The sequence below is a fragment of the Geotalea uraniireducens Rf4 genome, from assembly GCF_000016745.1.
GTDB classification, from domain to species: Bacteria; Desulfobacterota; Desulfuromonadia; order Geobacterales; family Geobacteraceae; genus Geotalea; species Geotalea uraniireducens.
Genome location: NC_009483.1, coordinates 4,113,432 through 4,135,790, shown reverse-complemented (window position 1 = coordinate 4,135,790; position 22,359 = coordinate 4,113,432). Strand labels below are relative to the sequence as shown.

Below are 22,359 nucleotides of genomic sequence, written 5' to 3'. Positions count from 1 at the left end.
AATCTCATGGAAACATTGGAAGCGATCAAAACAAGAAGAAGTGTGCGAAGATTTTCAGATCAACCGGTGGAGCCGGAAAAACTCCAGGCGGTGCTGGAAGCGGTGCAGCAAGCCCCTTCATGGTCGAACAAGCAGTGCTGGAATCTGGTTGTAGTGCAGGACCAGGAGGCTCGCAATAAAATCAGCGAGCTTTCTTACGTGGAGTCGTTCTTTGCTACCTACGGGTACAAGACTAACCCGGCCCAGAAGGCGCTGGCACAGGCACCGATCGTGATTGTGGCTTGTGCAAATCCGCAACAGTCGGGTGAACTTCACGGGGTACAGTATTACGTGGCGGATATGGGGATCGCCACGGAAAATCTGATGCTGGCAGCCCATGATCAGGGACTTGGCAGCGTCTTCGTCGGAGTGTTCGATGAAGAGCAGATCGGAAAACTGTTGGGAATACCTTCCGGCATCCGGATTGTCGGGTTGTTTCCGCTCGGCTATCCTGCCGGTGACGCCAAGGGTGGTCCGTCACGTAAGCCGCTGAGTGAATTTGTTCATTACGGGAAGTGGCAGTTGTAGCAGGTTAAGTCTGGGGAGCATTCATCAATAATTGATCACAGGTTGTAGGTTCTAGGCGGATTACCGCTGAAGTCGGCAATTGTCGCGACCGCGTCTGCGAGGTAAAACACCTCAAATGCCGGATTGTCCGGGCTGTTATAGATGGACTTCACCAGGGGGCTCGCCTCCAGAACCTTTGCCTTCAGCGTAAGTTCATTTGAAAAAACCACCTTCCCCTTGAGACGCAGCCACGAAAAATTTTCCCCGGATGCGCACAGTTCAACATGGGGCTGCTTCTGTACTTCCTTGAATACTTCTTTTTTATTAGACGTACAGAAATAGAGCTTTCCTCCTTCTTCCATCATTAACTGGAAGGGCCTGACCTTCGGCTTGCCGTCGGTTCCGACTGTTGCGAAATACTGAATCTGACTTTTCATAAGGAAATCAACGACCTCTTTCATGACTCTCTCCTATCTTTTTTTTCACCATGACGACCTGTTGACAACAATAGATGGTAATAGTATTGTTCGCAAGTAGGCACCTTTTTGTTATATAGGAACCTTTTGGAAACTATTGTTTATTCCAAGGGAAAGAGGCTGACATGAACTGGGATGTGTATAACGAGAAATGTCCGACAAGAATCGTACTGGACCGGATCGCCGATAAATGGACCGTTCTCATCGTGGTCGCGCTTGAAAACGGTACGAAGCGGTTTGGAGAGCTACGACGGGAGATCGGTGGGGTGTCGCAAAAGATGCTGACCCAGACACTGCGCGGACTGGAGCGGGACGGACTTGTGACCCGTGTGGTGTATGCCTCCGTGCCGCCGAAAGTGGAGTATTCTCTTACCGAACTCGGGCGAACACTGGTGCATATATTCGAGTCGGTACGTGAGTGGGCGGAGCGTAACATTGAAGATGTGTTAAAAGCTCAGGGTGACTACGACACCAAGGCTGCGTCTGAGGCTCCTGACGAATGAACGTTGCAGGTACAAAAACGATGTTTGAAAAAACCTGAATCACCGCGTATGATGGCAGCCAACATCTGATTGGGGAGAAGCGGAATGACAGTTTGGTTGATGTATATCGCCCTTGGGGCGTTCGCAGGGGTACTGGCCGGCCTGCTCGGTGTCGGTGGCGGTCTGGTGATCGTGCCGGTACTTACCTTTATTTTCACCGCCCAGCACCTGCCGGAGGGGCACATCCTCCATCTGGCCCTCGGCACCTCCCTGGCCAGCATCATGTTCACCTCGATTTCCAGCCTGCGGGCCCACCATGGGCGCGGCGCCGTTGACTGGCCCGTGGTGCGGCGCATCAGCCTCGGCATCATGGTCGGCACCTTCGGCGGCTCATGGGTCGCCGCCCAGCTCTCCACCCGCTTCCTCAAAGTGTTTTTCGTCGTCTTCCTCTACTACGTCGCCACCCAGATGCTGCTCAACATCAAGCCCAAACCGCATCGCCAGCTCCCCGGACAGACAGCGATGTTCGGCGTCGGCGGACTGATCGGCGGCGTCTCCAGCCTGGTCGGCATCGGCGGCGGCAGCATGTCGGTGCCGTTTCTGGTCTGGTGCAACGTCGCCATTCATCGTGCAATCGGCACCTCGGCAGCAATCGGTTTCCCCATCGCCCTGGCCGGTGCGGTCGGTTATGTGGTCAACGGCCTGTCAGCCCCGCTTCCCCCGTACAGCCTCGGCTTCGTCTATCTCCCCGCACTGATTGGTATCGCCGCTGCCAGTATCGCGACCGCCCCGTTTGGTGCAAAGTTGGCGCACAGCCTGCCGATTGATAAATTGAAGAAGATTTTTGCCCTGCTGCTGATCGTGATGGGGACCAAGATGCTGTTGAGTTTGTTTTGATGGAGGCTCGACGCTCTTCTCATGGATAACGCTGAATTTTGTGCTACCCTCAACACAAGGCGGCTGAAATGACAGGAGATTATCGGGGCATGATCAGATATGCATTGCAGATTTTTTTCATGTTCACTGGATAAATATTCCATTTGGGTAGATCACCGGTTCACGCGCGCATGCGCGTGAACCGGTGAATAATGAGTTGGTCCCAGATTGAAATATAGATGATAATTGTATGTCACAACTGCTTCGAATCATTTGCGGAGGATTTCTGATAACCTTGAGTGTTTAAGAAATTTCCTACAGCAAAAGACAGTTAAGCATTTACAAAGGGTTGATCTATGCCAAATAAGGAAACAAGTATACAGCGGTCCAAAAAATCTACCATCACTCTTGCTGAAATCGGCGTTAAGGAAGGTTTGGGGTTGATTGTACCGGGTGGAAGCGCCATGTATGAAATAGGCAAAGTTCTGTTTGAACACGGTAGGAGATATATCCAAGACCGTAACGAGTCTCGAATAGACGAATTTAACAAGCTGTTACTTGAAGGAGTTCCAGAGTCGGAACAAGATAAACTGATAAACAACGAATTTTCGATAGAGGATTATTGTTCGCTTTTATCAAGTGCTATTGCTGACGATGAGCAAGTTAAGCTGCAATACTACTCAACCTTACTGAAGTCAGTCATACTGAATAAAATAAACCCTGTTTATAAAATACATATATTGAAATCACTAAAAGAGCTTTCAAGCGAAGACATTGATTATGCAAAAGAAATCTATATAGCCTCTAAGCATGTATTCAAAGGGCCAAATTCAATCTCTGCTCAGGTAAAGTCTCTAGTATCTCCCGGTGATCCGTTAAAAATTGTGTCCCTTCAAAAACTGACCCGTCTCGGTTTTTTAGTAAATTCTACAAAAGACGAATGTCTGATGCCTTCAAAGATAATGGAAGAAGTAGTAGAAAGTATATTTTCTGAAGAATTTCTAACGCCTGAAGCAATAGGCAAACAAGCATGGCTCAAACTAGAAGTTGGTATATTTTGCTGTGACTTGACTAAGAATGGCGATTTTATACGTCGAATGTCGAATATATATCAGGCATTAGATGTTCGCGCTGGAGGGGCCGCTGTCCCAAGAATTGGAGCCTTTCTGTTTTTATGCGATTTACTTATTGTGTATTTCAGCAAGGAAGATGATGCCGCAACATGGGCTGAATTTGGCAGTAAGATTCGCAAAAATCATATTATCAAAGTATATATTGCTGAAGATGAAAATGACCATTTTGTTGACTACTTGCGTGAAAACAAAAGCATTCTTGATGTTTCAATCATCAGAAATCGTGCTGAAGATTACGATGAATTTAAAAAGAAACTGGAAATAATACTTTTTGGCGAGGAGCAGCACTGATTTCAGTAAATTTATGTAAATGGGGGGGCAGCCCTTGACACGAGACAAAAGTAAAAAGACAGAAGGCTAAAAAGCGAAGTCCCAACCAGGCAGTTGGACGCCGGTCGGGCGGAAAAGCTGCCCGAACGGGTCAACTGCGCGAGCCGTTGGCACACGAGTGATTTATGAATTGGAGACGATATCAAGAAGAGACCGCAGAATTCTTTCGTAGCCTCGGCTGCGAAGCTGATATCGAGGCAAAGGTTTCTGGCGCCCGCACAGATCACAAGATTGACGTATGGGTTCGTTTCAGGAAGTTCGGCCTCGAAACAAGATGGGTAATCGAATGTAAACACTGGAACTCAAGCGTGACAAAAGAGAAGGTGCTAGTGCTCCGCTCCATTGTAGAAGATGTCGGTGCAGATCGAGGCATTTTAATCTCTTCCTCCGGCTATCAAAGTGGTGCAGTACGGGCAGCGGAAAAAACTAACGTTACGCTTACCGATCTCGACGGGCTAAAAGAGACAGCTCAGCAAGATCTGTCGGCTTCAGTGCTTCATTGCATCGAGACAAGGGCTGTTGAACTCAAGTACGCACTTCACAATCTATTTAGATCAGAGCAGACAAACCCTCACATCTGGTCATCCAAACCGCTACCTGGGGTTGACAGCAAATCCGTCATAAGCACAATTGGGACTCTTGCAATCCTGGAGTATGGTTTCGACCGCGTGCGTCTCCAGAAGCCGCCTTATCCGATCAAGTTCGACGAAACCGGGCAACGCCAAATTGTTGTGGATACACTGGACGAATTCGTCGCAAGAGCATCCGAAGTGATTAGTGAAGCCGAATCTACCTTGAATTCCCAACTGGGCTCAAAGCCAAAATGAACAACGAAGACAGGGGAACTTTTGGGGGCGCTCTTCACATTTTCACATTTGAGTATAAGGGATGTTCCAACTCTCGTGTGGACTCGGTCGCGGCGAAAAACCTGCCGCGCCGGTCACACTCATAGCCGTTAGTGCCGTGACCGAATCTATTCACACCCGTAAGGAGATTTTCTGCAATGGACATTCCACGGATCTTCAACATCACCGAAAGTGCTCACCGCATCCATAACCCGTTCACACCCGAAAAGCTCGCCACTCTCGGCGCGGCGCTGCGTCTGGAAACGGGGACCCGAGTGCTCGACCTCGGCAGCGGTTCGGGGGAGATGCTGTGCACTTGGGCACGCGATTACGGAGTCATCGGCACCGGCATCGACATGAGCCAGTTGTTCACCGAGCAAGCGAAACTCCGCGCTGAAGAACTCGGTGTCGCCGATCAAGTCGAGTTCATCCATGGCGATGCTGCCGGCTACGTCTCTGACGAGAAGGCCGGTGTGGCAGCATGTCTCGGTGCCACGTGGATCGCTGGGGGAGTCGTCGGCACCATCGAGCTTCTGGCGCAGAGCCTCCGCACCGGAGGGATCATCCTCATCGGCGAGCCCTACTGGCGGCAGTTACCGCCGACGGAAGATGTTGCCAAGGGGTGTCTTGCCGGCTCAATCTCCGACTTTCTCATGCTTCCAGAACTTCTCGCGTCTTTCGGCCACCTCGACTACGACGTGGTGGAAATGGTTTTGGCAGACCAAGACGGCTGGGACAGATACGAGGCGGCCAAGTGGCTCACCATGCGCCGATGGCTTGAAGCCAATCCCGACGACGAGTTCGCGAAAGATGTTCGAGCCAAACTGACCTCGGAACCCGAGCGCTACGCCGCTTACACGCGTGAATACCTAGGCTGGGGTGTGTTCGCGCTGATGACGCGGTGATGAGGGGCAGCTGCAAGTAACGGAAGTGTCAGGCCTACACATCTGACAGAAATGGCTAAGCCAAGGGCTAAAAATGCGAAGTCCCAACCAGGCAGTTGGACACCGGTCGGGCGGAAAGGCTGCCCGAACGGGTCAACTGCGCGAACCGTTGTACATACAAGCGAAATGAAGAAACTATCAGGTCCAACACTTTACAAGTACATTAAATGTACGCTGTTGAGACATGATCCCTATCGGCACCCACAGGCCGCTTAGCGAAGTTTACTTTAACTACAGCTGGAATTGTACCTTGACCGCCACTTGGGAGAAAATCTGGTGACATCAATACGTATTTTTATTTAACCGAGAGAGCTTCTGATTTCCGACGGCAGTTTTAGCTTGACTCCATAAAAGGCATTTAATAATCTCTGGCTATGCCAAGAATGTCTCGCCTAATCGTTCCCGGATACCCTCATCATGTGAGGCAGGGTGGCGTTAGATCAATAGACATTTTCCCTGATGATGATGCACGTTGGGCATACCTCCATTTTCTTTCTGAAGAGGCTGGGCGAGCAGGGGTTCAATTTCTTTCCTGGTGCCTCATGACCAAACACGTCCATTTTATTGCCGTTCCCGATGATTTATGTTCTCTGTCCCCTTGAATCCTCACCGACATCAGTTACTATTGCCGCAGTTTCTTTATGCTTTTCAGTTGACAGGTGAACCATAGAATGTCCCCTTAGGGCGCTCGTGAGAATGATGGTAAAATCGTTACATAATGTCAATTTTGCTCAATCAGCCTTCTCGATTCATCTGTTGGCCATTACTGCTGTCTTGATGGTATTGCTTTCAAATATTTCCCCTGCACTTGCATCTTGTGGTAATCCGCCATTAGCGGATGTTGACTGGAGCCATTGTGATAAACGCACTGCCAATCTGACTGCTGTCAATCTCATGATGGCCAACCTGAGTTATGCTGATCTGTCCGGTGCCAGCTTGAATAGTGCCAATCTGGAAGTGGCCAATCTGAGTCATGCTAATCTGTCCGGTGCCAGCCTGTCCGGGGCGGATCTGGAAGGAGCAGATTTCAGGGGAACCATCCTGGCCAATGCGAATCTTACCGGAGTGATCGGTCTAACGGACGCACAACTGCTTCAGGCTTCCAATCTGCAGGGGGTGAATCTTTCAAACTTCGATCTCAGCGGATTTGACCTGAGTTCCGTTAACCTGACCAAAGCCAACCTTGCCAATACCAACCTCACCAATACCAACCTTACCAATACCAACCTGACAGAAGCTAACCTGAACGGTGCCAACCTGAAAGGAGCCAAACTGCAAGGAGCCATCCTGAACAAATCCGTCCTGGTGGGAGTGAATAACGTAACAAGCGCCCAATTGCGCAGTGCCGACAATCTGCTGGGTGTGAATCTTTCAGGGCTCAACCTGAGCAGATTTGATTTCAGTTCCCGCGACTTGACCGGGGCCGATCTGTCCAAGGCAAGCCTGGAATCAGCCGATCTGGGCTTCTCAGCTAATCTGACCGGAGCAAACCTGACCGGAGCGAATCTGACTTACGCCAACCTGGCCAACGCCAACCTCACCGCTGCCATCCTGATTAAAACAAACATTACGGAATACCAGCTTTGCAGTGCTGCCATCTTGAAGCGGGTAAATCTTTCCGGTCTCAACTTGAGCAACTTTGATCTGAATTCATTGAATCTGGCCGAAGCCACTCTTGACAACACCAACTTTTCCGGTGCCAACCTCTCCGGAGCCGACCTGACCAATGCCAGCCTGGCCAACGCCAGCCTTTCCAAAGTAAATTTTGACGGAGCCGTGCTGACCGGAGTGACCAATTTGAAAAGTGATCAACTGCGCAGAGTTTCCAATCTGCAAGGAGTGAATCTTTCCGGCATGGATCTCAATAAATTTGATCTGAGATCCCATAATCTAACAAGCGCCAACCTTACCAAAGCCAATCTGGTATCAGCCAACCTCTCCAAGGCCAATCTGACCAATGCAAACCTGACGGAAGCAGACCTGACAAATGCAAATCTGACAGACGCAAACCTGACGGAGGCAAACCTGAAAGATGCAAACATGAAAGATGCAAACCTGACCGGAGCGATCGGAGTAACTGCTGAACTCCTGAACGCTACCAAACCCGATACTTTTAAGCCTGCAACAAAAAGTAGCCTGTCACCTTAAATTCTCAAGAGTGTGCACAAGCGGTTTAGTTCAACACCAGTTTATGCGGTGCCCCGCTTCGCTACGCACCGCATAAACTTTATTTGGTTGGAAAGATAAATTATGGAAAGAACCATAAACAACAGGAGCCAAGTGTTGGAACAGATATCGAAGGAAGCATCACTGTCGCCTGCCGGTGAGGAAACCATCAACCCGTTGAAAAGCCAAAGGACAAACTATATGGAAAACGCGCAACGCAAGACCATTATCAAAGAAACCTTCAATACCGTCTCCGAAGCATACGACAGCAAGGCGCTCCGTTTTTTTCCCGAAAGCGCCAAATACCTTGCATCCACCTTATGCCTGCACGGTAATGAACGGGTAATCGATATTGCGACCGGTACGGGCAACGCCGCGTTGGCGCTATCCGCGTATCTTCCGCACGGCTCTGTGAAAGGGATTGATTTCTCTTCGGGAATGCTGGCGCAGGCACGAAAAAAAGCCGAGTTACAGAATGTCCGAAATGTCGAGTTCCTCGAAATGGATATGCAGGATATCGATCTTGCCGAGGCCCGATTTGACGTGGCAACATGCGCTTTCGGAATCTTTTTCGTCGAAGACATGGATACCCAGCTTGCGCAGATCGCTTCACTGGTCAGGGACGGCGGGACAATTGCCATCTGCAATTTCCAGGAGAGCTACTTCAACCCGCTCAGAGACCTCATGATAAAGCGGCTGACCGATTACCATGTGCAACTGCCACCCCAGACCTGGAAGCGGATCGCCACTGAGGCGGGATGCAGAGTGCTTTTCGAGAAGGCGGGCATTCGGGATATCAGGGTGGAACAGAAGAACATGGGCTATTATCTGGCAGACGCGAGCGAGTGGTGGGATCTGATATGGAACGCCGGGTTTCGCGGTATGCTGAAGCAACTTCAGCCGGATGTTCTGGAGCGCTTCCGACAGGAGCATATGCAGGAAGTTGCCGAACTCGCGACCAAAGATGGTATATGGCTTGATATAGGCGTGCTTTACACAATTGGAACAAAGTAGAATAGACCTTACAGCAACTACCCTGCTAACCCTGAAAGGACACCACCATGCCCCGTACTTTCTCATTTTTCGCCCTTCTCTTGTTTACCCTGACCTCCTCCGCCTTTGCTGAAGACGCCGGCATCGCCCGGCTGTTCAAGGAAAAAAACATCCGGGGAACGATAGTCATCTCGTCACTGGATGGCGCGACCACTTACAGCCACAACGACGAACGCGCCGCCACCCGGATGCTCCCCGCCTCCACCTTCAAGATCCCCAATACCCTGATTGCGCTGGAGGAGGGGGCCATTGCCGATGAGAAAGTGTTGAAATGGGATGGCACGGACAAAGGTGTGGCGGCCTGGAACAAGGACCAGACGCTTGAAAGCGCCTTCAAATCCTCGTGTATCTGGTTTTACCAGGATCTGGCCCGGCGGGTGGGCACGGAACGCTACAACGCCTGGCTGGCGAAGCTACAGTACGGCAACGGACAGGCTGGGCCGGAGCTGAGCAACTTCTGGCTGGAAGGGGCTTTGCGGATCAGCGCCCAGGAGCAGATCGCCTTTCTGAAACGGTTGTATCGCCGGGAGTTCCCCTTCAAGGCCTCTTCCTACGAACTGCTGCGCAAACTGATGATCATTGAGCAGACCCCCGCCTACACCCTGCGGACAAAGACCGGGATAGTCGGCTGGGGGCAGAAGGTTTCACCCCAGATCGGCTGGTATGTGGGTTATCTGGAAACTGGCGGCAAGGTCTGGTTTTTCGCCATGAACATGGAGATTGCCAGGCCCGAAGATGGGCGGCTTCGGCAAGAGCTGACGATGGCGGCGCTGCGGCAGAAGGGGATTCTGAAATAGCGCCGGGTTTTATTTTCCACAAAAGAAGAAAATGAAAATGGAAGAAAATTCAGAGTGATTGCAAATTCACCTTGTAATTTTGCAATCACTCTGATAGATATACCGCATGAACTCTATCAAACGTTCCATACTCGACACCGTAATCTCCCGTTTGCAACATGAGCAGATTGTAGCCCTGACCGGCGCTCGCCAGACCGGCAAGACTACCCTCTGCGAAGTGCAGCTTCCCAAGCTGCTTAATCTTCCCTTTACCTACATATCATTCGACGATCCCGACGAACGGCTCCGTTTTCAGCGTTCTGCAGTGTCGATCCTTGAAAGCATCACAACGCCGCTGGTGGTGCTTGACGAGGTGCAGAAGATCCCTCAGCTGTTTGATCCACTGAAACTGGTGGTGGATCGGGAATGCAAAAAGCCGGTCGCCGAGCGCAAGCGCTTCGTGATGACCGGATCCTCGCAACTGCTGATGATGAAGAACATCCAAGAGACCCTGGCCGGTCGGGTGGCACTCTGCCAGATGTACCCGTTCTCGCTGCATGAGCTGACCAGCGATGGCGAACCGCCATTCCTTTCCCGGATATGGCGTGATCACGCTGTTTCACGCCAGGATGTGGAGCGACTGCAACTGGCTTCGCCGCAACGGTTGCGCACCCTGAGGAAGGTGCGGGATGAGCATCAATTGTGGGGCGGTTATCCACCGGTATGGCAACGCACAGGTGACACTGCGCGGCTAAACTGGCTCAAGGATTATCGCAAAACTTACCTGGAACGCGATATTGCCGATGTGGGGCAGGTAGCGAACATTGATACCTTTGCCCTGGCGCAGAAGCTTCTGTGCAGCCGTACCGCCAACTTGCTCTCAATTAGCGAGGTGGCGCGGGGTCTGGGAGTGGCGGTCAATACGCTCAAGCGTTATCTGGAGCTGTTGACCATGTCGTTCCAGTGCTATCTGCTCTCCCCCTGGCACGAGAACGTCGGCAAACGCCTGATCAAGAGTCCGAAGCTCTATTTCCCCGATATGGGGGTGAACCGGGCCGTATTGGGAGAACTCTCCGTCAGTCGCGGCGCGGCCTACGAGAGTTGGGTCTGTGCCGAACTGCTGAAGTGGAAACAACTTCAGCCGCTGGAACCGGAGCTGTATTTTTACCGTACTGCTGCCGGGTTAGAGGTGGATTTTCTCCTGGCCGACGAACGGGGTATCATTCCCATCGAAGCCAAGTCCTCTGAGCGCGTGACCAGCACTGATGCCAGGAGCGTGGAGATGTTCTTGGCGGAGCATCCGAAAGCTGCGCACGTCGGGCTGGTGGTCTATCCGGGTAACGAAATAGTCGAGTTGCGCAAAAACGTTTGGGGCGTTCCTGACTGGTATCTGTTTGGGGCGTTATAGCGGAGGCAAGTCATGGGGGGATGGTTAAGAAGGGAAGCGACCACAGTACGACACAGCGCTATCGTCTTTCCGCCAACGTACGCTTTAAAAAACAGCAAGCACGGAATAGCGCCGCTCATCGTAAAGATGCTACGGTGATGTTCGGCAAGGAGGGATACGTAGTGCGCCCCAGCACCACCAACAGCTATCAGGAACGTCTGAACCGGGTTCTGATCCACATCCAGAAGAACCTGGACGAACCGCTTACCATCGAACGGTTGGCCGAGGTTGCCTGCCTCTCTCCGTTCCACTTCCATCGCATCTTCAGCGCCCATGTAGGGGAGACTGTGACCGGGTACGTGCGCCGGTTGCGCCTGGAACGGGCCGCTACGAGGATCGCCTTCACAGGCGAAAGCGTGACGGATACGGCTCTGGGGGTGGGGTACGAGACGCCGGCAGCTTTTACCCGCGCCTTTCGCGAGCGGTTCGGCATGAGTCCCAGCGAGTTCCGTGGACAGCAGCGTGAAACGATTCTTTCCTTTGCCGAAAATTCGACTGCGAAGGAGATAATTGTCATGAAACCAGAGATGAGGGAGTTTTCGAAAACCAAGGTGCTGTTCGTGAGGCGGACCGGAGCGTATGGAGAGGCTGCCACGGCCGCCTGGGAGGCGCTCATGGGCTTTGCCTACAAAAATCGCCTGATGACCGGCGAGACGCTGATGGTCGGTATCGGTCACGACGACCCGGCTATCACGGCAGAGGAGAAGATCCGCTATGACGCCTGTGTCACCTTTTCCGGGGATGTGAAGCCGGAAGGGGAAGTGGGGATCCAGACCATTGCCGGGGGTCGCTATGCCGTGTTTCTGCACAAGGGGGCATACACCGGGCTGCCGGAGATTTACCGGAACATCTTCGCCGGCTGGCTTGCGACCAGTGGGTGCACCCTGCGTGACCAACCATGCTTCGAGGTTTACCTGAACCGCGACCCGCGCCGGACCAAGCCGGAGAATCTGCGCACCGAGATCTGGGTGCCGGTCGTGTAGAATAAACCTAAGCCGGACAAGCCGGAACCCAAATATTGTATTTCACGCACCAAAAGTAGGCGCTTTTAAGCGACGACGCGACGACGCAACGTTTAAAAAACCATGAACCAATAATTTGTTTAAAAGCCTTTCGTCGCTTAATAGCGCCTACTTTTGGGGCGTCGTCGCGTGAGTCATGTCTTGCTTTAACATTTTGCTCAGGGGGATGCCATTCAGGCATCCCTTTTTTTGCGCAATGGGGTACAATAATATTTTTCCGGGAACCTTTGCGGCAATCCGGCGTATATAAAGTTAGAAACGAAACAGCGGAGAGCGGATGGACGATGACATCATAATCAAGCGCATTCAAGACGGAGACGTCGATGCCTATGCCCTGCTCGTTCGTAAGTACCACCGCAACCTGCTTGCGTTCATCTTCCGTATCGTCAGAGACCCCCATCTGGCGGAGGATATCGGCCAGGAGGTGTTTCTGAACGTATATAAGGAACTGCCGCGCTTCGACCTCAGCCGTGGAACCCCATTTCCGGCCTGGCTCTGTATCGTCGCACGCAATCAGTGCATCAGCGAGTTGCGGAAGCAGGGCCGCATGGAACTCGTGCCGGTGGAACAGTTTTATCAACTCGCCGCCGGCGGGGAAACAGCGGAGGCTGCGCTGATCAGGCGGGAAGATCATGAAGCGCTGGCGGCCACATTGGCGGAGCTTCCCGAGCCGTTCCAATCCACCATCCTCATGAGCCTCCAAGGGGCAACGCTTGACGATATCGCCCGCAGCTGCGGCGTGCCGCAGGCCACGGTAAAGACCCGGCTGTTTCGGGCCAAGGAAAAGATAAAGCTCTTGCTGAAAGAGCATTTCGGAGGTGTCGGCCATGAACGAAGAATTTAAGCCTTCTCCCGATTTCGTAGCAAAGGTTATGGCGCGGGTTCATGCCTATGAGACGGAAAAAGTCTCATTCGTTGAACGGTTTTTCTGGTCCCGTCCACTGCGCTATGCGTTGGCGGGCGGTGGAACCGTCTTCGGCATACTCAAGGCGGTACCGGTATTCTGACACCTGTGCGACCCATCACAACCAGAAAGAGAAAGGATTAATCACATGACTGACGCAACCGCAACCGCGCCCCTGAACGAGGCCACCACCAAAGTAAAATCCAAATTCCGCGAATATGCCGAATCGATCATCTGGGCGATCGTCCTGGCGTTCATCATCAGGTCCTGCGTGGTGCAGGCCTTCAAGATCCCGTCCGGCTCCATGGAGAATACACTTGCCGTCGGCGACCATCTTTTCGTGAACAAGTTCATCTACGGCATCAAGCTCCCCTTTACCGATACGCGGATATTGACGCTCCGCGACCCGATGCGCGGCGACGTGATGGTGTTCGAATACCCGGAGGACCGCTCCAAGGACTTTATCAAGCGGGTGATCGGCGTTCCGGGTGACGAGATCCTTGTGCGGGACAAGCATGTGTACGTGAACGGGGTGCTCTATAAGAATCCCCACGAAGTCCACAAGGAAGCGGCGGTTTTGTCTCGGGATATGGCACCGCGAGACAATTTCGGACCGGTGCGGGTCCCGGCCGGATCCTATTTCATGATGGGGGATAACCGGGATCGCTCCTATGACAGCCGCTTCTGGGGATTCATCAAGGATAGCGACATCAGGGGGAAGGCGTTCATCAAGTACTGGTCATGGGACCAGGCTTCGTGGCGGGTGCGCTGGGGGAGCATTGGGCGGTTGATAGAGTAGGGGGGGCATCGGGGAATACGTATGACTGGTCCGGACTATATCCAAACAGTGAAAGCGCGCGTCGGTTCGGGGTGAAGCGAAGCCGGCAAAGAATGTATTGACAAAAAAATTCAAAGAAGTAATTATGGAATGAATATTCATTCCGAATGGGGAGTTGTTACATGACAAAGCCAGACAAACGTGACGAGATAGTCCGTGCTGCTTTGGAACTTATTGCCGAATACGGTTTTCACGGCGCCCCCATGGCGATGATCGCCGACCGGGCCGGAGTGGGGGCCGGGACGATCTACCGCTACTTCGAGAACAAGGACGTGCTGATCACCGAGCTCTACCGGGAGGTGGAAGAGAAGCTCTACGCGGTTCTCCTGGAGGGATACGCGACGGAAAAACCGTTCAGGGAGCGGTTTCTTCACCTCGGCACGGCGCTGTTGCGCTACTTCATCCAGAATCCTCTCCATTTCCGCTACCTGGAGCAGTTTCACAACTCCCCCTACGGCGTGGCGTTTCGCCGGGACAAGATTCTGGGAAAAAAGGGCGAGTGCGACGTTTTCCGCGAGCTTTTCGAGGATGGGATCTCCCAACAGGTGATGAAGGATCTCCCCCTTCCCGTCCTCTTTGCCCTGGCCTTCGGCCCGCTCCTGACCGTGGCGCGGGACCATATCCTCAGCTTCATCTCGCTGGACGATGCCTTGATCGCCCGGATCGTGGACGCCTGCTGGGACGGGATCAGGAGATAGGGGGCGGGGGCGACCCTGTTGAAGCTTTTTTTGCTCGCCATTTCGGAATGAATGTTCATTCTTGTTAGTGTGGCCGGCAGTGACATGACGTCAAATCTGCTGCAAAAGGATGACGCGATGACCATATTTGTCGCATTCGTAATAGCGGTCTGGGCGCTGATCGCCCTCATCGCCTTCGTGAGAAAAGACAAGTAGCCGGCCGATTGGGCCGGCAATTTCTTCAAACTATGAGGTGCATATGCAAAACAAGTGCAGAACCAAACTGATCATCGTCGCGGGGCTGCTGGTTGCCGGAGTAATGGTGACCGGATGCGGAAAGAAAACCAATGCCGGCGGCCCGCCGCCAAGCGGCCCACCCGAGGTGGGAGTGGTTGTTGTCCAGCCGGAGAGTGTGTCGCTTACTACGGAATTGCCGGGCCGCACCTCACCCCAACTGATTGCCGAAGTGCGCCCCCAGGTGGGGGGAATTATCCAGAAGCGCCTGTTCACCGAAGGGTCCGATGTGAAAGCGGGCCAGGTGCTCTACCAGATCGATCCCGCCACCTACCAGGCAGCCTTCGCCAGCGCAAAGGCTGCCGAGGCCCGGGCCGAAGCAAATCTCGTCCCGGCCAGGCTGAAGGAGGGGCGTTTCCATGATCTGGTGAAGATCAAGGCGGTGAGCCAGCAGGACTATGACGACGCAAGTGCCTCACTCAAGCTGGCCGAGGCCGATCTGGCTTCCAGCAGGGCTGCGGTGGAAACCGCCCGCATCAACCTGGCCTATACCAAGGTAACTGCCCCCATCTCCGGTCGAATCGGCCGTTCGACCGTGACCAATGGCGCCCTGGTAACCGCCAGCCAGCCTGCAGCGCTGGCCACCATCCAGCAGCTCGATTCCATGTATGTGGATGTCACCCAGTCCAGTGCAGACCTGTTGAAACTGAAGCAGAACCTGGCCAGCGGCCTGCTGAAGAGCGGCGGCGCCAGCCAGGCGCGGGTAAAGCTGTTGCTGGAGGACGGCAGCGCCTATCCGTTGCCGGGCACCCTGAAGTTTTCGGAAGTGACCGTTGACCAGAGTACCGGCTCAGTCACCCTGCGGGCGATCTTCCCCAACCCGAAGCAGACCCTGCTGCCGGGCATGTTTGTCCGCGCAATTCTGGAGGAGGGGGTAAACGAGAACGCCATCCTTGTCCCACAACGTGGCGTGACCCGTAATCCGCAAGGTGAAGCCATGGTCATGGCGATAGGGGCCGGGGAGAAGGTAGAGCCACGCCCCATCAAGGTTGTCCGGACGGTTGGCGACAACTGGCTGGTGAGCGACGGGTTGAAGGCGGGGGATCGCGTCATACTGGAGGGGCTGCAAAAGGCGAAACCGGGGACGCCGGTCAAGGCCGTGCAGTTCGCAGCCAAGCCTGCTGCACCGGCTGCCGTTGCGGTAAATAAATAATCAGACCGATCGGTCGGATCAATAGGATCGGACCGATTATTTCAAGGAGCTTTCCATGTCCAGGTTCTTCATAAACAGACCCATCTTCGCCTGGGTCATCGCCATCGTCATCATGCTGACAGGCCTGCTGGCGATCAAGGCGCTGCCGGTCTCTCAGTACCCTCCCATCGCGCCACCGCAGATCTCCATAAACGCCATGTATCCGGGGGCGTCGGCCCAGACCGTGCAGGACACGGTCACCCAGGTCATCGAGCAGAAGATGAACGGGATCGACAACCTCCTCTACATGTCGTCCACCAGCGACTCGGCCGGGGCGGTCGCGATCAACCTCACCTTCAAGGCGGGTACCGACCCGAACGTGGCCCAGGTGCAGGTGCAGAACAAGCTCCAGCTCGCCGTGCCGCTCCTCCCCCAGGTGGTGCAGCGCCAGGGGATACAGGTGGTCAAATCGACCCGGAACTTCCTGTTGATCGCCGGCCTCGTCTCCGAGGACGGAACGCTCAGCCGGAACGATCTCACCGACTACATGGTCTCCAACATCCAGGACATCATCAGTCGGGTGCAGGGGGTCGGAGAGGTGACGGTCTTCGGCTCCCAGAACGCCATGCGGATCTGGCTGAACCCCGACAAGCTGAATAACTACAGGCTCACCCCCAACGACGTGATCACCGCGCTCCAAGCGCAGAATGCCCAGGTTTCCGCCGGCCAGCTGGGCGGCATGCCGGCCAGCCAGGGACAGCAGCTGAATGCCACCATTACCGCCCGGTCGCTCCTGCAGACCCCGGAGCAGTTCGACGCCATCGTGCTCCGCACCAACCCCGACGGCTCCACGGTCAAGCTCAAGGACGTGGCCGAGAGCAAGGTCGGCACCGAAAACTACGAGATGCTGGCCCGCTACAAGGGGAAACCGGTCGCCGCCATGGCGCTCAGGCTCGCGGCCGGCGCCAATGCGCTGGACACCGCCGAGCGGGTGAAGGCGAAGATGGCGGAGCTGGAAAAGTTCTGTCCCCCCGGCGTGAAGGTCGTCTACCCCTACGACACCACCCCGTTCGTGAAGATCTCCATCGAGGAGGTGCTCCATACCCTGATCGAGGCGGTCTTCCTGGTCTTCATCGTGATGTTCCTCTTCCTGCAGAACATCCGGGCCACCCTGATCCCCACCATCGCCGTGCCGGTGGTCCTCTTGGGCACCATGGGGGTGCTGTTCGCCAGCGGTTTCTCCATCAATACCCTGACCATGTTCGCCCTGGTGATCGTCATCGGCCTCCTGGTGGACGACGCCATCGTGGTGGTGGAGAACGTGGAACGGATCATGTCCGAGGAGGGGCTCCCCCCCCGTGAGGCGACCATCAAGTCCATGGGACAGATCACCAGCGCCCTTATCGGAATCGCCACCGTGCTGACGGCGGTCTTCGTGCCGATGGCGTTTTTCCCCGGATCTACCGGCGTCATCTACCGCCAGTTCTCCATCACCATCGTCTCCGCCATGATCCTGTCCGTTCTTGTGGCACTGATCCTCACCCCGGCCCTCTGCGCGACCCTGCTCAAGCCGGTGCCGACGGGGCATTCGCCGGGAGAGTCCGGCTGGTTCAGGGGGTTCTTCCGCCGGTTCAACAGACTGTTCGACCGCAGCAGGGGACGGTACGAGGGGCTCGTCCGCCGCTCGTTCGGGAAGCCGGTGCGCTACCTGGTCATTTACGGAACCATCGTCGTCGTGATGGTGGTACTCTTCGTACGGCGTCCCACCGCCTTCCTTCCGGACGAGGACCAGGGGTTCATCATCTGCCAGGTGCAGCTCCCGGCCGGGGCGACCCAGGAACGGACCCTGAAGGTGATCGAGCAGCTGGAGCAGCACTTCCTGGAGAAGGAGACAAAGGCGGTCGATTCGCTGATCACCGTTGCCGGCTTCAGCTTTGCCGGCCGCGGCCAGAACATGGGGCTTGCCTTCGTCAAGCTCAAGGACTGGAAACTCCGGCAAACCCCCGATCTCAAGGCGCAGGCCGTCGCCGGCCGGGCAATGGGGGCCTTCTCCAGGATCAAGGACGGGATGGCCTTCGCCTTTGCGCCGCCGGCGGTGATCGAACTGGGGATGGCCAACGGCTTCGACTTCCAGCTGCAGGACCGCGGCGGGATGGGGCACGACAAGCTGATGGAGGCTCGAAACCAGCTCCTCGGCATGGCAATGAAAAACCCTAAGCTGATGGCGGTCCGCCCCAACGGCCAGGACGACACCCCGCAATTCAAGCTCGACATCGACGACGTGCGCGCCGGCAGCCTGGGTGTGTCGGTCACCGACATCAACAACGTGCTTTCCACCGCCTGGGGAAGCGCCTATGTCAACGACTTCATCCAGAACGGCCGGGTGAAGAAGGTCTATCTCCAGTCAGAGGCGAAATACCGGATGGTGCCGGAGGATATCGGCAAATGGTATGTCCGCAACAACCGGGGGGAGATGGTCCCCTTCTCCGCCTTCGCCACACCCCGCTGGCAGTATGGCTCGCCGCGCCTGGAGCGCTACAACGGGATCCCCTCCATGGAGATCCAGGGGCAGGCGGCGCCGGGCGTCAGCACCGGCGAGGCGATGGCCGAGATGGAGCGGATGGCATCAAAGCTCCCCGAGGGGATCGGCTACGAGTGGACCGGCCTCTCCTACGAGGAGAAGAAGGCGGGAGCCCAGGCGCCGGCGCTCTATGCCATCTCACTCCTGGTGGTGTTTCTTGCCGTAGCGGCCCTGTACGAAAGCTGGACCATCCCCTTCGTCAACCTGCTGATGCTGCCGCTGGGGCTCGTGGGAGCGGTCACCGCGGTTTCCTTGCGGATGCTCCCCAACGACATCTATCTCCAGATCGGGCTCCTCACCACCATTGGGCTTTCCACGAAGAACGCCATCCTGATCATCCAGTTCATCAAGGACCAGATGCAGCAGGGGCTTGGATTGATGGAGGCCACCCTGGCGGCGGTGAAGATCAGGCTGCGGCCGGTCATTATGACGTCACTGGCGTTCTTTTTCGGCACACTCCCCCTGGCCCTGACCAAGGGGGCCGGGGCCGGAGCCCAGAACGCCATCGGCACCGCCGTAACCGGCGGACTGCTCTCGGCCACCTTCATCGACCTGATCTTCATCCCGTTTTTCTTTGTCCTGGTCTCAAGACTCTTTGCCAGGAAACGGGCGGAGCAACCTTCCGTAGAACCGGCAACCGCTACCCCCGCCCCGGAGGGATCTTGAGATGAACCCGAAAAGGCCAATTGAACTCGGAAAAAACGGATCAAAGCGGATTTATAAACCGTATTTGGGGTTTTGATTAATCCGCCGTTATCAGATTTTTCCGCCTTTTCCGTGCCCGTTAAGGTTTTAAGTTTTCCAGGAGATGACAATATGATCCGTACTACAGTTATCGTTGCCGTTCTGGCCGGCGCCCTCGCCGGCTGTGCGACCATGGCCCCGAAATACACCCGCCCCGAGCCGCCCGTCCCCGCTGCCTGGCCGAGCGGCCCCGCATACAAGGACGTTGCGGGGAAACCGGCTGACATGGCAGTGGCCGACATTCCCTGGGCTGAGTTTTTCCTCGACCCGCAGCTGCGCAAGGTGGTCGCCCTGTCACTGGACAACAACCGCGATCTGCGCGTTGCCGCCCTGAATATCGAGAGATCCCGGGCACAGTACCAGATCCAGCGTTCCGACCTCTTCCCGAAGGTCGATGCCTCCGCCGCCGGCAGCGTCCAGAGGGTGCCGGCGGACCTCTCAGGTAGCGGCCAGGCAATGATCCGCCACCAGTACAACGTCGGCCTCGGCGTCAGTTCTTACGAGCTGGATCTCTTCGGCCGGGTGCGGAGCCTCAAGGACCAGGCCCTGGAGCAGTACCTCGCCACCGAGCAGGCCCGGCGCAGCGTCCAGATCAGCCTGGTGGCCGAGGTGGCCGGTAATTGGCTCGCCCTGGCCGCCGACCGGGAGCGGTTACAGCTCGCCAAAGAGACCCTGGTGAGTCAACAGGCATCCTACCAGCTTGTCAAGAGCCGCGTCGAGGCGGGTGTCTCCTCCGCCCTCGACCTCCATCAGGCCCAGACCAGCGTAGATACGGCGCGGGTCGACATTGCCCGCTACACCACCTTCGTGGCCCAGGACGAGAACGCCCTGAACCTGGTGGTCGGCTCCCCAGTTCCGGCCGAGCTACTTCCCGCAGCCCTCTCCGAAACGCTCACCGCACTAAAGGATGTCGCGCCCGGCCTTCCGTCGGACGTATTGCTCCGCCGCCCCGACATTCTCCAGGCCGAAGGCTTCCTCAAAGGTGCAAACGCCAACATCGGCGCGGCACGGGCGGCGTTCTTCCCGCGCATCACCCTGACCTCCTCAGTGGGCGTCGGGAGCGACGGCCTATCCGGGCTATTCAAGGGGGGGGCCTTTGCCTGGAGCTTCGCGCCGCAGATAACACTTCCCATCTTCGACGCCGGCAGCAGACAGGCCAACCTGAAGGTGGCGGAAGTGGATCGTGATATCGCCGTGGCCCAATACGAGAAGTCCATCCAGACCGCTTTCCGGGAAGTGGCTGACGCCCTCGCCCAGCGGGGGACCATCGACGACCAGCTTGCGGCGCAGCAGTCCCTTACCGACGCCACGGGCGAGAGCTACAACCTCTCCCAGGCGCGCTACGAAAAAGGGGTGGACAGCTACCTGAACGTCCTCGACTCCCAGCGTTCCCTCTACGGTGCCCAGCAGAACATGATCAGCGTCCGTCTTGCCCGCCTCAACAATCTGGCGACCCTCTACAAGGTGCTGGGCGGAGGAAGCTGATAAGTTTGCCATCGGAAAGTAAAGACTCAGATCGTCACTTCAGCATATCCAGGAGTGTAGGCATCCTGCCTGCGTTTCAAGCGGATGTATCGCTTGAATTGGTTACAAGCAAACCGTATTCGGGCATAAACCCGCCCGAAACACGGGCAGGATGCCCACGCTCCTGAAAAACCAGTCCGTCCCCGAATTCTTCCCAATTCTTGTAATTTCACTCAAGTAACAATCTTTGGCGCCGATAAAGATGAGATGACAGTGTCCGGATATTTCAGTCGTGGACGCATCAATGAACGCGAGGGGATCAAGGTTTTCAGGCGGCCTCACAATACATGGTCGGATATATTCTATCAAGCAGACCCAAGAGGTGCGACATGGCGATTCCGACTATACCGATTAAAGATCTTCGTAGGGAACTGAGGGCTTCCATGGGGGATCGCAACAAACTGATCAAATTGCACTCCGTTCTTACCGAATACATAAACCGCACGTACGGCGAAGAGCAAGAGATGCTTCTCAAATTCAGACAGGAAGTAAAGAATGCCATCAACTGCCGGCTGCTTGACAATTGGTGAACCGATGAACGTCCCCACCGAATGGAATGAGGATAATCTATGAGCAAAGACCGTTACTGGCGGGCGATAAGCATCGACAGTATCTCCCCTGAATGTTTCCCCAACGTGGCCCTCTATCTCAGGAGCGGCGGCAATTACGTGCTCTACAAAGATCCTGACAGGATGTTCACGATAGAGGACCATCTCCGTCTGGAGAGAAGTCGTACGGAGTTTCTCTATGTCCGGAGCGGCGACATGGATATTCTTAACGAATTCATGGAGAACAACTTGACGGAAATGCTCGCCAGAAACGATCTCAGCAGCACCGCCAAGGGCCGGATACTTTATCAGACATCGGTGAACTGCGTGATCGACATGTTCGAATCACCGGAAACAGCCGCCAATCTGCTGCGATGCCGCAACATGGTTCAGCATATCATGCAACATGTAGCTACGGATTCTCATGCCCTGGAATCACTCAAAACGGTAATAAGCCACAACTTCTATATCTTTGCCCATGCAGTCCAGGTAGCTGCCCTTTCCCTGCTGGTTCATGAAAAGCTGTTTGAACTGGCCCCTGACGAGATGGTCGATGTGGGAATCGGTTCTCTTATTCACGATTACGGCATGACCTTCATCTCCAGCGACGTTCTCGAAAAGAACGACGCCCTCTCCGGTATCGAATATTACATCGTCAAGCAACACACCCAGAAAGGCTATGAGTATTTGAAGCGCTGCGGAAATTATAGCGGGGTTGTGCTCAATATTGTCCGTTACCATCATGAAAGATACGACGGAAACGGCTATCCAACCGGGCTGAAGGGTGGTGATATCCCGCGAAGCGGACAAGTGACGGCGATTTGCGACGTTTACAGCGCCTTGATCATGGACCGGGCGCACCGCAAGGCGCGTTCGCATGCCGATGCAATCAAGGTCATGCGCGAGGATTCCAAAAACGGGGCCTTCAACCCGGATTTGTTCGAACATTTTGTGGCGATAATCAACGAGAGGCAGCCTGCTTAAAAGGATAATATGAGGCGTAATATCGCCAGGTTTGCAA

The 22,359-nt window shown here is 55.1% G+C and carries 22 protein-coding genes; 21 read left to right on the top strand and 1 reads right to left on the bottom strand.

Going from position 1 to position 22,359, the window contains the following annotated elements; translation table 11 throughout:
• Window positions 1-6 precede the first annotated feature (6 nt).
• Window positions 7-567 carry a nitroreductase family protein gene (locus GURA_RS17925; protein WP_011940329.1) on the top strand — a complete coding sequence of 187 codons (561 nt, stop codon included), beginning with the start codon at window positions 7-9 and terminating at the stop codon, window positions 565-567.
• 35 nt (window positions 568-602) lie between these two features.
• Here the strand turns inward: GURA_RS17925 and GURA_RS17920 are convergent, their stop codons facing one another.
• A complete protein-coding gene (locus GURA_RS17920) occupies window positions 603-1,007 on the bottom strand; it encodes a pyridoxamine 5'-phosphate oxidase family protein (protein ID WP_011940328.1) in 405 nt (134 codons plus the stop codon).
• Window positions 1,008-1,147: 140 nt separating this feature from the next.
• Here GURA_RS17920 and GURA_RS17915 point away from each other — a divergent pair, with 140 nt between their 5' ends.
• The 20 genes from GURA_RS17915 to GURA_RS17825 all read left to right on the top strand — a co-directional run bounded on the left by GURA_RS17915 (window position 1,148) and on the right by GURA_RS17825 (window position 22,322).
• A complete protein-coding gene (locus tag GURA_RS17915; protein ID WP_011940327.1) occupies window positions 1,148-1,525 on the top strand; it encodes a winged helix-turn-helix transcriptional regulator in 378 nt (125 codons plus the stop codon).
• An 84-nt stretch (window positions 1,526-1,609) separates the two neighbouring features.
• Window positions 1,610-2,401 carry a sulfite exporter TauE/SafE family protein gene (locus GURA_RS17910; protein ID WP_011940326.1) on the top strand — a complete coding sequence of 264 codons (792 nt, stop codon included), beginning with the start codon at window positions 1,610-1,612 and terminating at the stop codon, window positions 2,399-2,401.
• Between the two features lie 335 nt (window positions 2,402-2,736).
• Window positions 2,737-3,804, top strand: a complete 1,068-nt coding sequence (locus GURA_RS17905) for a hypothetical protein (protein WP_011940325.1) — start codon at window positions 2,737-2,739, stop codon at window positions 3,802-3,804.
• A 164-nt stretch (window positions 3,805-3,968) separates the two neighbouring features.
• A complete protein-coding gene (locus tag GURA_RS23040) occupies window positions 3,969-4,670 on the top strand; it encodes a restriction endonuclease (RefSeq protein ID WP_011940324.1) in 702 nt (233 codons plus the stop codon).
• A 176-nt stretch (window positions 4,671-4,846) separates the two neighbouring features.
• Window positions 4,847-5,593 carry an SAM-dependent methyltransferase gene (locus GURA_RS17895; protein WP_011940323.1) on the top strand — a complete coding sequence of 249 codons (747 nt, stop codon included), beginning with the start codon at window positions 4,847-4,849 and terminating at the stop codon, window positions 5,591-5,593.
• Window positions 5,594-6,328: 735 nt separating this feature from the next.
• Window positions 6,329-7,780, top strand: coding sequence for a pentapeptide repeat-containing protein (locus GURA_RS17890; protein ID WP_011940321.1), 1,452 nt, complete (start codon window positions 6,329-6,331; stop codon window positions 7,778-7,780).
• A gap of 102 nt (window positions 7,781-7,882) precedes the next feature.
• A complete protein-coding gene (locus GURA_RS17885) occupies window positions 7,883-8,812 on the top strand; it encodes a class I SAM-dependent methyltransferase (RefSeq protein WP_198134493.1) in 930 nt (309 codons plus the stop codon).
• A 47-nt stretch (window positions 8,813-8,859) separates the two neighbouring features.
• Window positions 8,860-9,648 carry a class D beta-lactamase gene (gene blaOXA, locus GURA_RS17880; RefSeq protein WP_011940319.1) on the top strand — a complete coding sequence of 263 codons (789 nt, stop codon included), beginning with the start codon at window positions 8,860-8,862 and terminating at the stop codon, window positions 9,646-9,648.
• Between the two features lie 106 nt (window positions 9,649-9,754).
• Window positions 9,755-11,035, top strand: coding sequence for an ATP-binding protein (locus tag GURA_RS17875; protein ID WP_011940318.1), 1,281 nt, complete (start codon window positions 9,755-9,757; stop codon window positions 11,033-11,035).
• A 20-nt stretch (window positions 11,036-11,055) separates the two neighbouring features.
• The gene (locus tag GURA_RS17870) at window positions 11,056-12,057 is read left to right on the top strand and encodes an AraC family transcriptional regulator (protein ID WP_232278936.1); all 1,002 of its coding nucleotides are present in this window, start codon (window positions 11,056-11,058) and stop codon (window positions 12,055-12,057) included.
• Between the two features lie 316 nt (window positions 12,058-12,373).
• Window positions 12,374-12,940: an RNA polymerase sigma factor gene (locus tag GURA_RS17865; protein ID WP_011940316.1), complete on the top strand. Its 567-nt coding sequence runs from the start codon at window positions 12,374-12,376 to the stop codon at window positions 12,938-12,940.
• On the top strand, window positions 12,924-13,103 hold the full coding sequence (locus GURA_RS17860; RefSeq protein WP_041245545.1) for a hypothetical protein: 180 nt from the start codon (window positions 12,924-12,926) through the stop codon (window positions 13,101-13,103). The genes GURA_RS17865 and GURA_RS17860 overlap by 17 nt, the downstream gene beginning before the upstream one ends.
• A 45-nt stretch (window positions 13,104-13,148) precedes the next feature.
• Window positions 13,149-13,799: a signal peptidase I gene (gene lepB / locus GURA_RS17855; RefSeq protein WP_011940315.1), complete on the top strand. Its 651-nt coding sequence runs from the start codon at window positions 13,149-13,151 to the stop codon at window positions 13,797-13,799.
• Between the two features lie 161 nt (window positions 13,800-13,960).
• Window positions 13,961-14,536 carry a TetR/AcrR family transcriptional regulator gene (locus tag GURA_RS17850; RefSeq protein WP_011940314.1) on the top strand — a complete coding sequence of 192 codons (576 nt, stop codon included), beginning with the start codon at window positions 13,961-13,963 and terminating at the stop codon, window positions 14,534-14,536.
• A 51-nt stretch (window positions 14,537-14,587) separates the two neighbouring features.
• Window positions 14,588-14,731: a hypothetical protein gene (locus GURA_RS24440; RefSeq protein WP_157046245.1), complete on the top strand. Its 144-nt coding sequence runs from the start codon at window positions 14,588-14,590 to the stop codon at window positions 14,729-14,731.
• Window positions 14,732-14,774: 43 nt separating this feature from the next.
• Window positions 14,775-15,962 (top strand): efflux RND transporter periplasmic adaptor subunit, encoded by a 1,188-nt coding sequence (locus GURA_RS17845; RefSeq protein ID WP_011940313.1) that lies wholly within the window; start codon window positions 14,775-14,777, stop codon window positions 15,960-15,962.
• Window positions 15,963-16,017: 55 nt separating this feature from the next.
• Window positions 16,018-19,188, top strand: coding sequence for an efflux RND transporter permease subunit (locus GURA_RS17840; protein WP_011940312.1), 3,171 nt, complete (start codon window positions 16,018-16,020; stop codon window positions 19,186-19,188).
• A 150-nt stretch (window positions 19,189-19,338) separates the two neighbouring features.
• Entirely contained in the window at window positions 19,339-20,751 is a 1,413-nt protein-coding gene (gene adeC, locus GURA_RS17835; protein ID WP_011940311.1) for an AdeC/AdeK/OprM family multidrug efflux complex outer membrane factor, read from the top strand.
• Window positions 20,752-21,119: 368 nt separating this feature from the next.
• The gene (locus GURA_RS17830) at window positions 21,120-21,320 is read left to right on the top strand and encodes a hypothetical protein (protein ID WP_041245543.1); all 201 of its coding nucleotides are present in this window, start codon (window positions 21,120-21,122) and stop codon (window positions 21,318-21,320) included.
• A gap of 39 nt (window positions 21,321-21,359) precedes the next feature.
• Window positions 21,360-22,322 carry an HD-GYP domain-containing protein gene (locus tag GURA_RS17825; RefSeq protein ID WP_011940309.1) on the top strand — a complete coding sequence of 321 codons (963 nt, stop codon included), beginning with the start codon at window positions 21,360-21,362 and terminating at the stop codon, window positions 22,320-22,322.
• The last annotated feature ends 37 nt before the right edge of the window (window positions 22,323-22,359 follow it).

Excerpts from the sequence above, each read along its gene's own strand:
- GURA_RS17925 (WP_011940329.1), top strand. The coding sequence starts at position 7 with ATGGAAACATTGGAAGCGATCAAAACAAGAAGAAGTGTGCGAAGATTT.
- GURA_RS17920 (WP_011940328.1), bottom strand. The coding sequence starts at position 1,007 with ATGAAAGAGGTCGTTGATTTCCTTATGAAAAGTCAGATTCAGTATTTC.
- GURA_RS17915 (WP_011940327.1), top strand. The coding sequence starts at position 1,148 with ATGAACTGGGATGTGTATAACGAGAAATGTCCGACAAGAATCGTACTG.
- GURA_RS17910 (WP_011940326.1), top strand. The coding sequence starts at position 1,610 with ATGACAGTTTGGTTGATGTATATCGCCCTTGGGGCGTTCGCAGGGGTA.
- GURA_RS17905 (WP_011940325.1), top strand. The coding sequence starts at position 2,737 with ATGCCAAATAAGGAAACAAGTATACAGCGGTCCAAAAAATCTACCATC.
- GURA_RS23040 (WP_011940324.1), top strand. The coding sequence starts at position 3,969 with ATGAATTGGAGACGATATCAAGAAGAGACCGCAGAATTCTTTCGTAGC.
- GURA_RS17895 (WP_011940323.1), top strand. The coding sequence starts at position 4,847 with ATGGACATTCCACGGATCTTCAACATCACCGAAAGTGCTCACCGCATC.
- GURA_RS17890 (WP_011940321.1), top strand. The coding sequence starts at position 6,329 with ATGATGGTAAAATCGTTACATAATGTCAATTTTGCTCAATCAGCCTTC.
- GURA_RS17885 (WP_198134493.1), top strand. The coding sequence starts at position 7,883 with ATGGAAAGAACCATAAACAACAGGAGCCAAGTGTTGGAACAGATATCG.
- blaOXA (WP_011940319.1), top strand. The coding sequence starts at position 8,860 with ATGCCCCGTACTTTCTCATTTTTCGCCCTTCTCTTGTTTACCCTGACC.
- GURA_RS17875 (WP_011940318.1), top strand. The coding sequence starts at position 9,755 with ATGAACTCTATCAAACGTTCCATACTCGACACCGTAATCTCCCGTTTG.
- GURA_RS17870 (WP_232278936.1), top strand. The coding sequence starts at position 11,056 with ATGGTTAAGAAGGGAAGCGACCACAGTACGACACAGCGCTATCGTCTT.
- GURA_RS17865 (WP_011940316.1), top strand. The coding sequence starts at position 12,374 with ATGGACGATGACATCATAATCAAGCGCATTCAAGACGGAGACGTCGAT.
- GURA_RS17860 (WP_041245545.1), top strand. The coding sequence starts at position 12,924 with ATGAACGAAGAATTTAAGCCTTCTCCCGATTTCGTAGCAAAGGTTATG.
- lepB (WP_011940315.1), top strand. The coding sequence starts at position 13,149 with ATGACTGACGCAACCGCAACCGCGCCCCTGAACGAGGCCACCACCAAA.
- GURA_RS17850 (WP_011940314.1), top strand. The coding sequence starts at position 13,961 with ATGACAAAGCCAGACAAACGTGACGAGATAGTCCGTGCTGCTTTGGAA.
- GURA_RS24440 (WP_157046245.1), top strand. The coding sequence starts at position 14,588 with ATGTTCATTCTTGTTAGTGTGGCCGGCAGTGACATGACGTCAAATCTG.
- GURA_RS17845 (WP_011940313.1), top strand. The coding sequence starts at position 14,775 with ATGCAAAACAAGTGCAGAACCAAACTGATCATCGTCGCGGGGCTGCTG.
- GURA_RS17840 (WP_011940312.1), top strand. The coding sequence starts at position 16,018 with ATGTCCAGGTTCTTCATAAACAGACCCATCTTCGCCTGGGTCATCGCC.
- adeC (WP_011940311.1), top strand. The coding sequence starts at position 19,339 with ATGATCCGTACTACAGTTATCGTTGCCGTTCTGGCCGGCGCCCTCGCC.
- GURA_RS17830 (WP_041245543.1), top strand. The coding sequence starts at position 21,120 with ATGGCGATTCCGACTATACCGATTAAAGATCTTCGTAGGGAACTGAGG.
- GURA_RS17825 (WP_011940309.1), top strand. The coding sequence starts at position 21,360 with ATGAGCAAAGACCGTTACTGGCGGGCGATAAGCATCGACAGTATCTCC.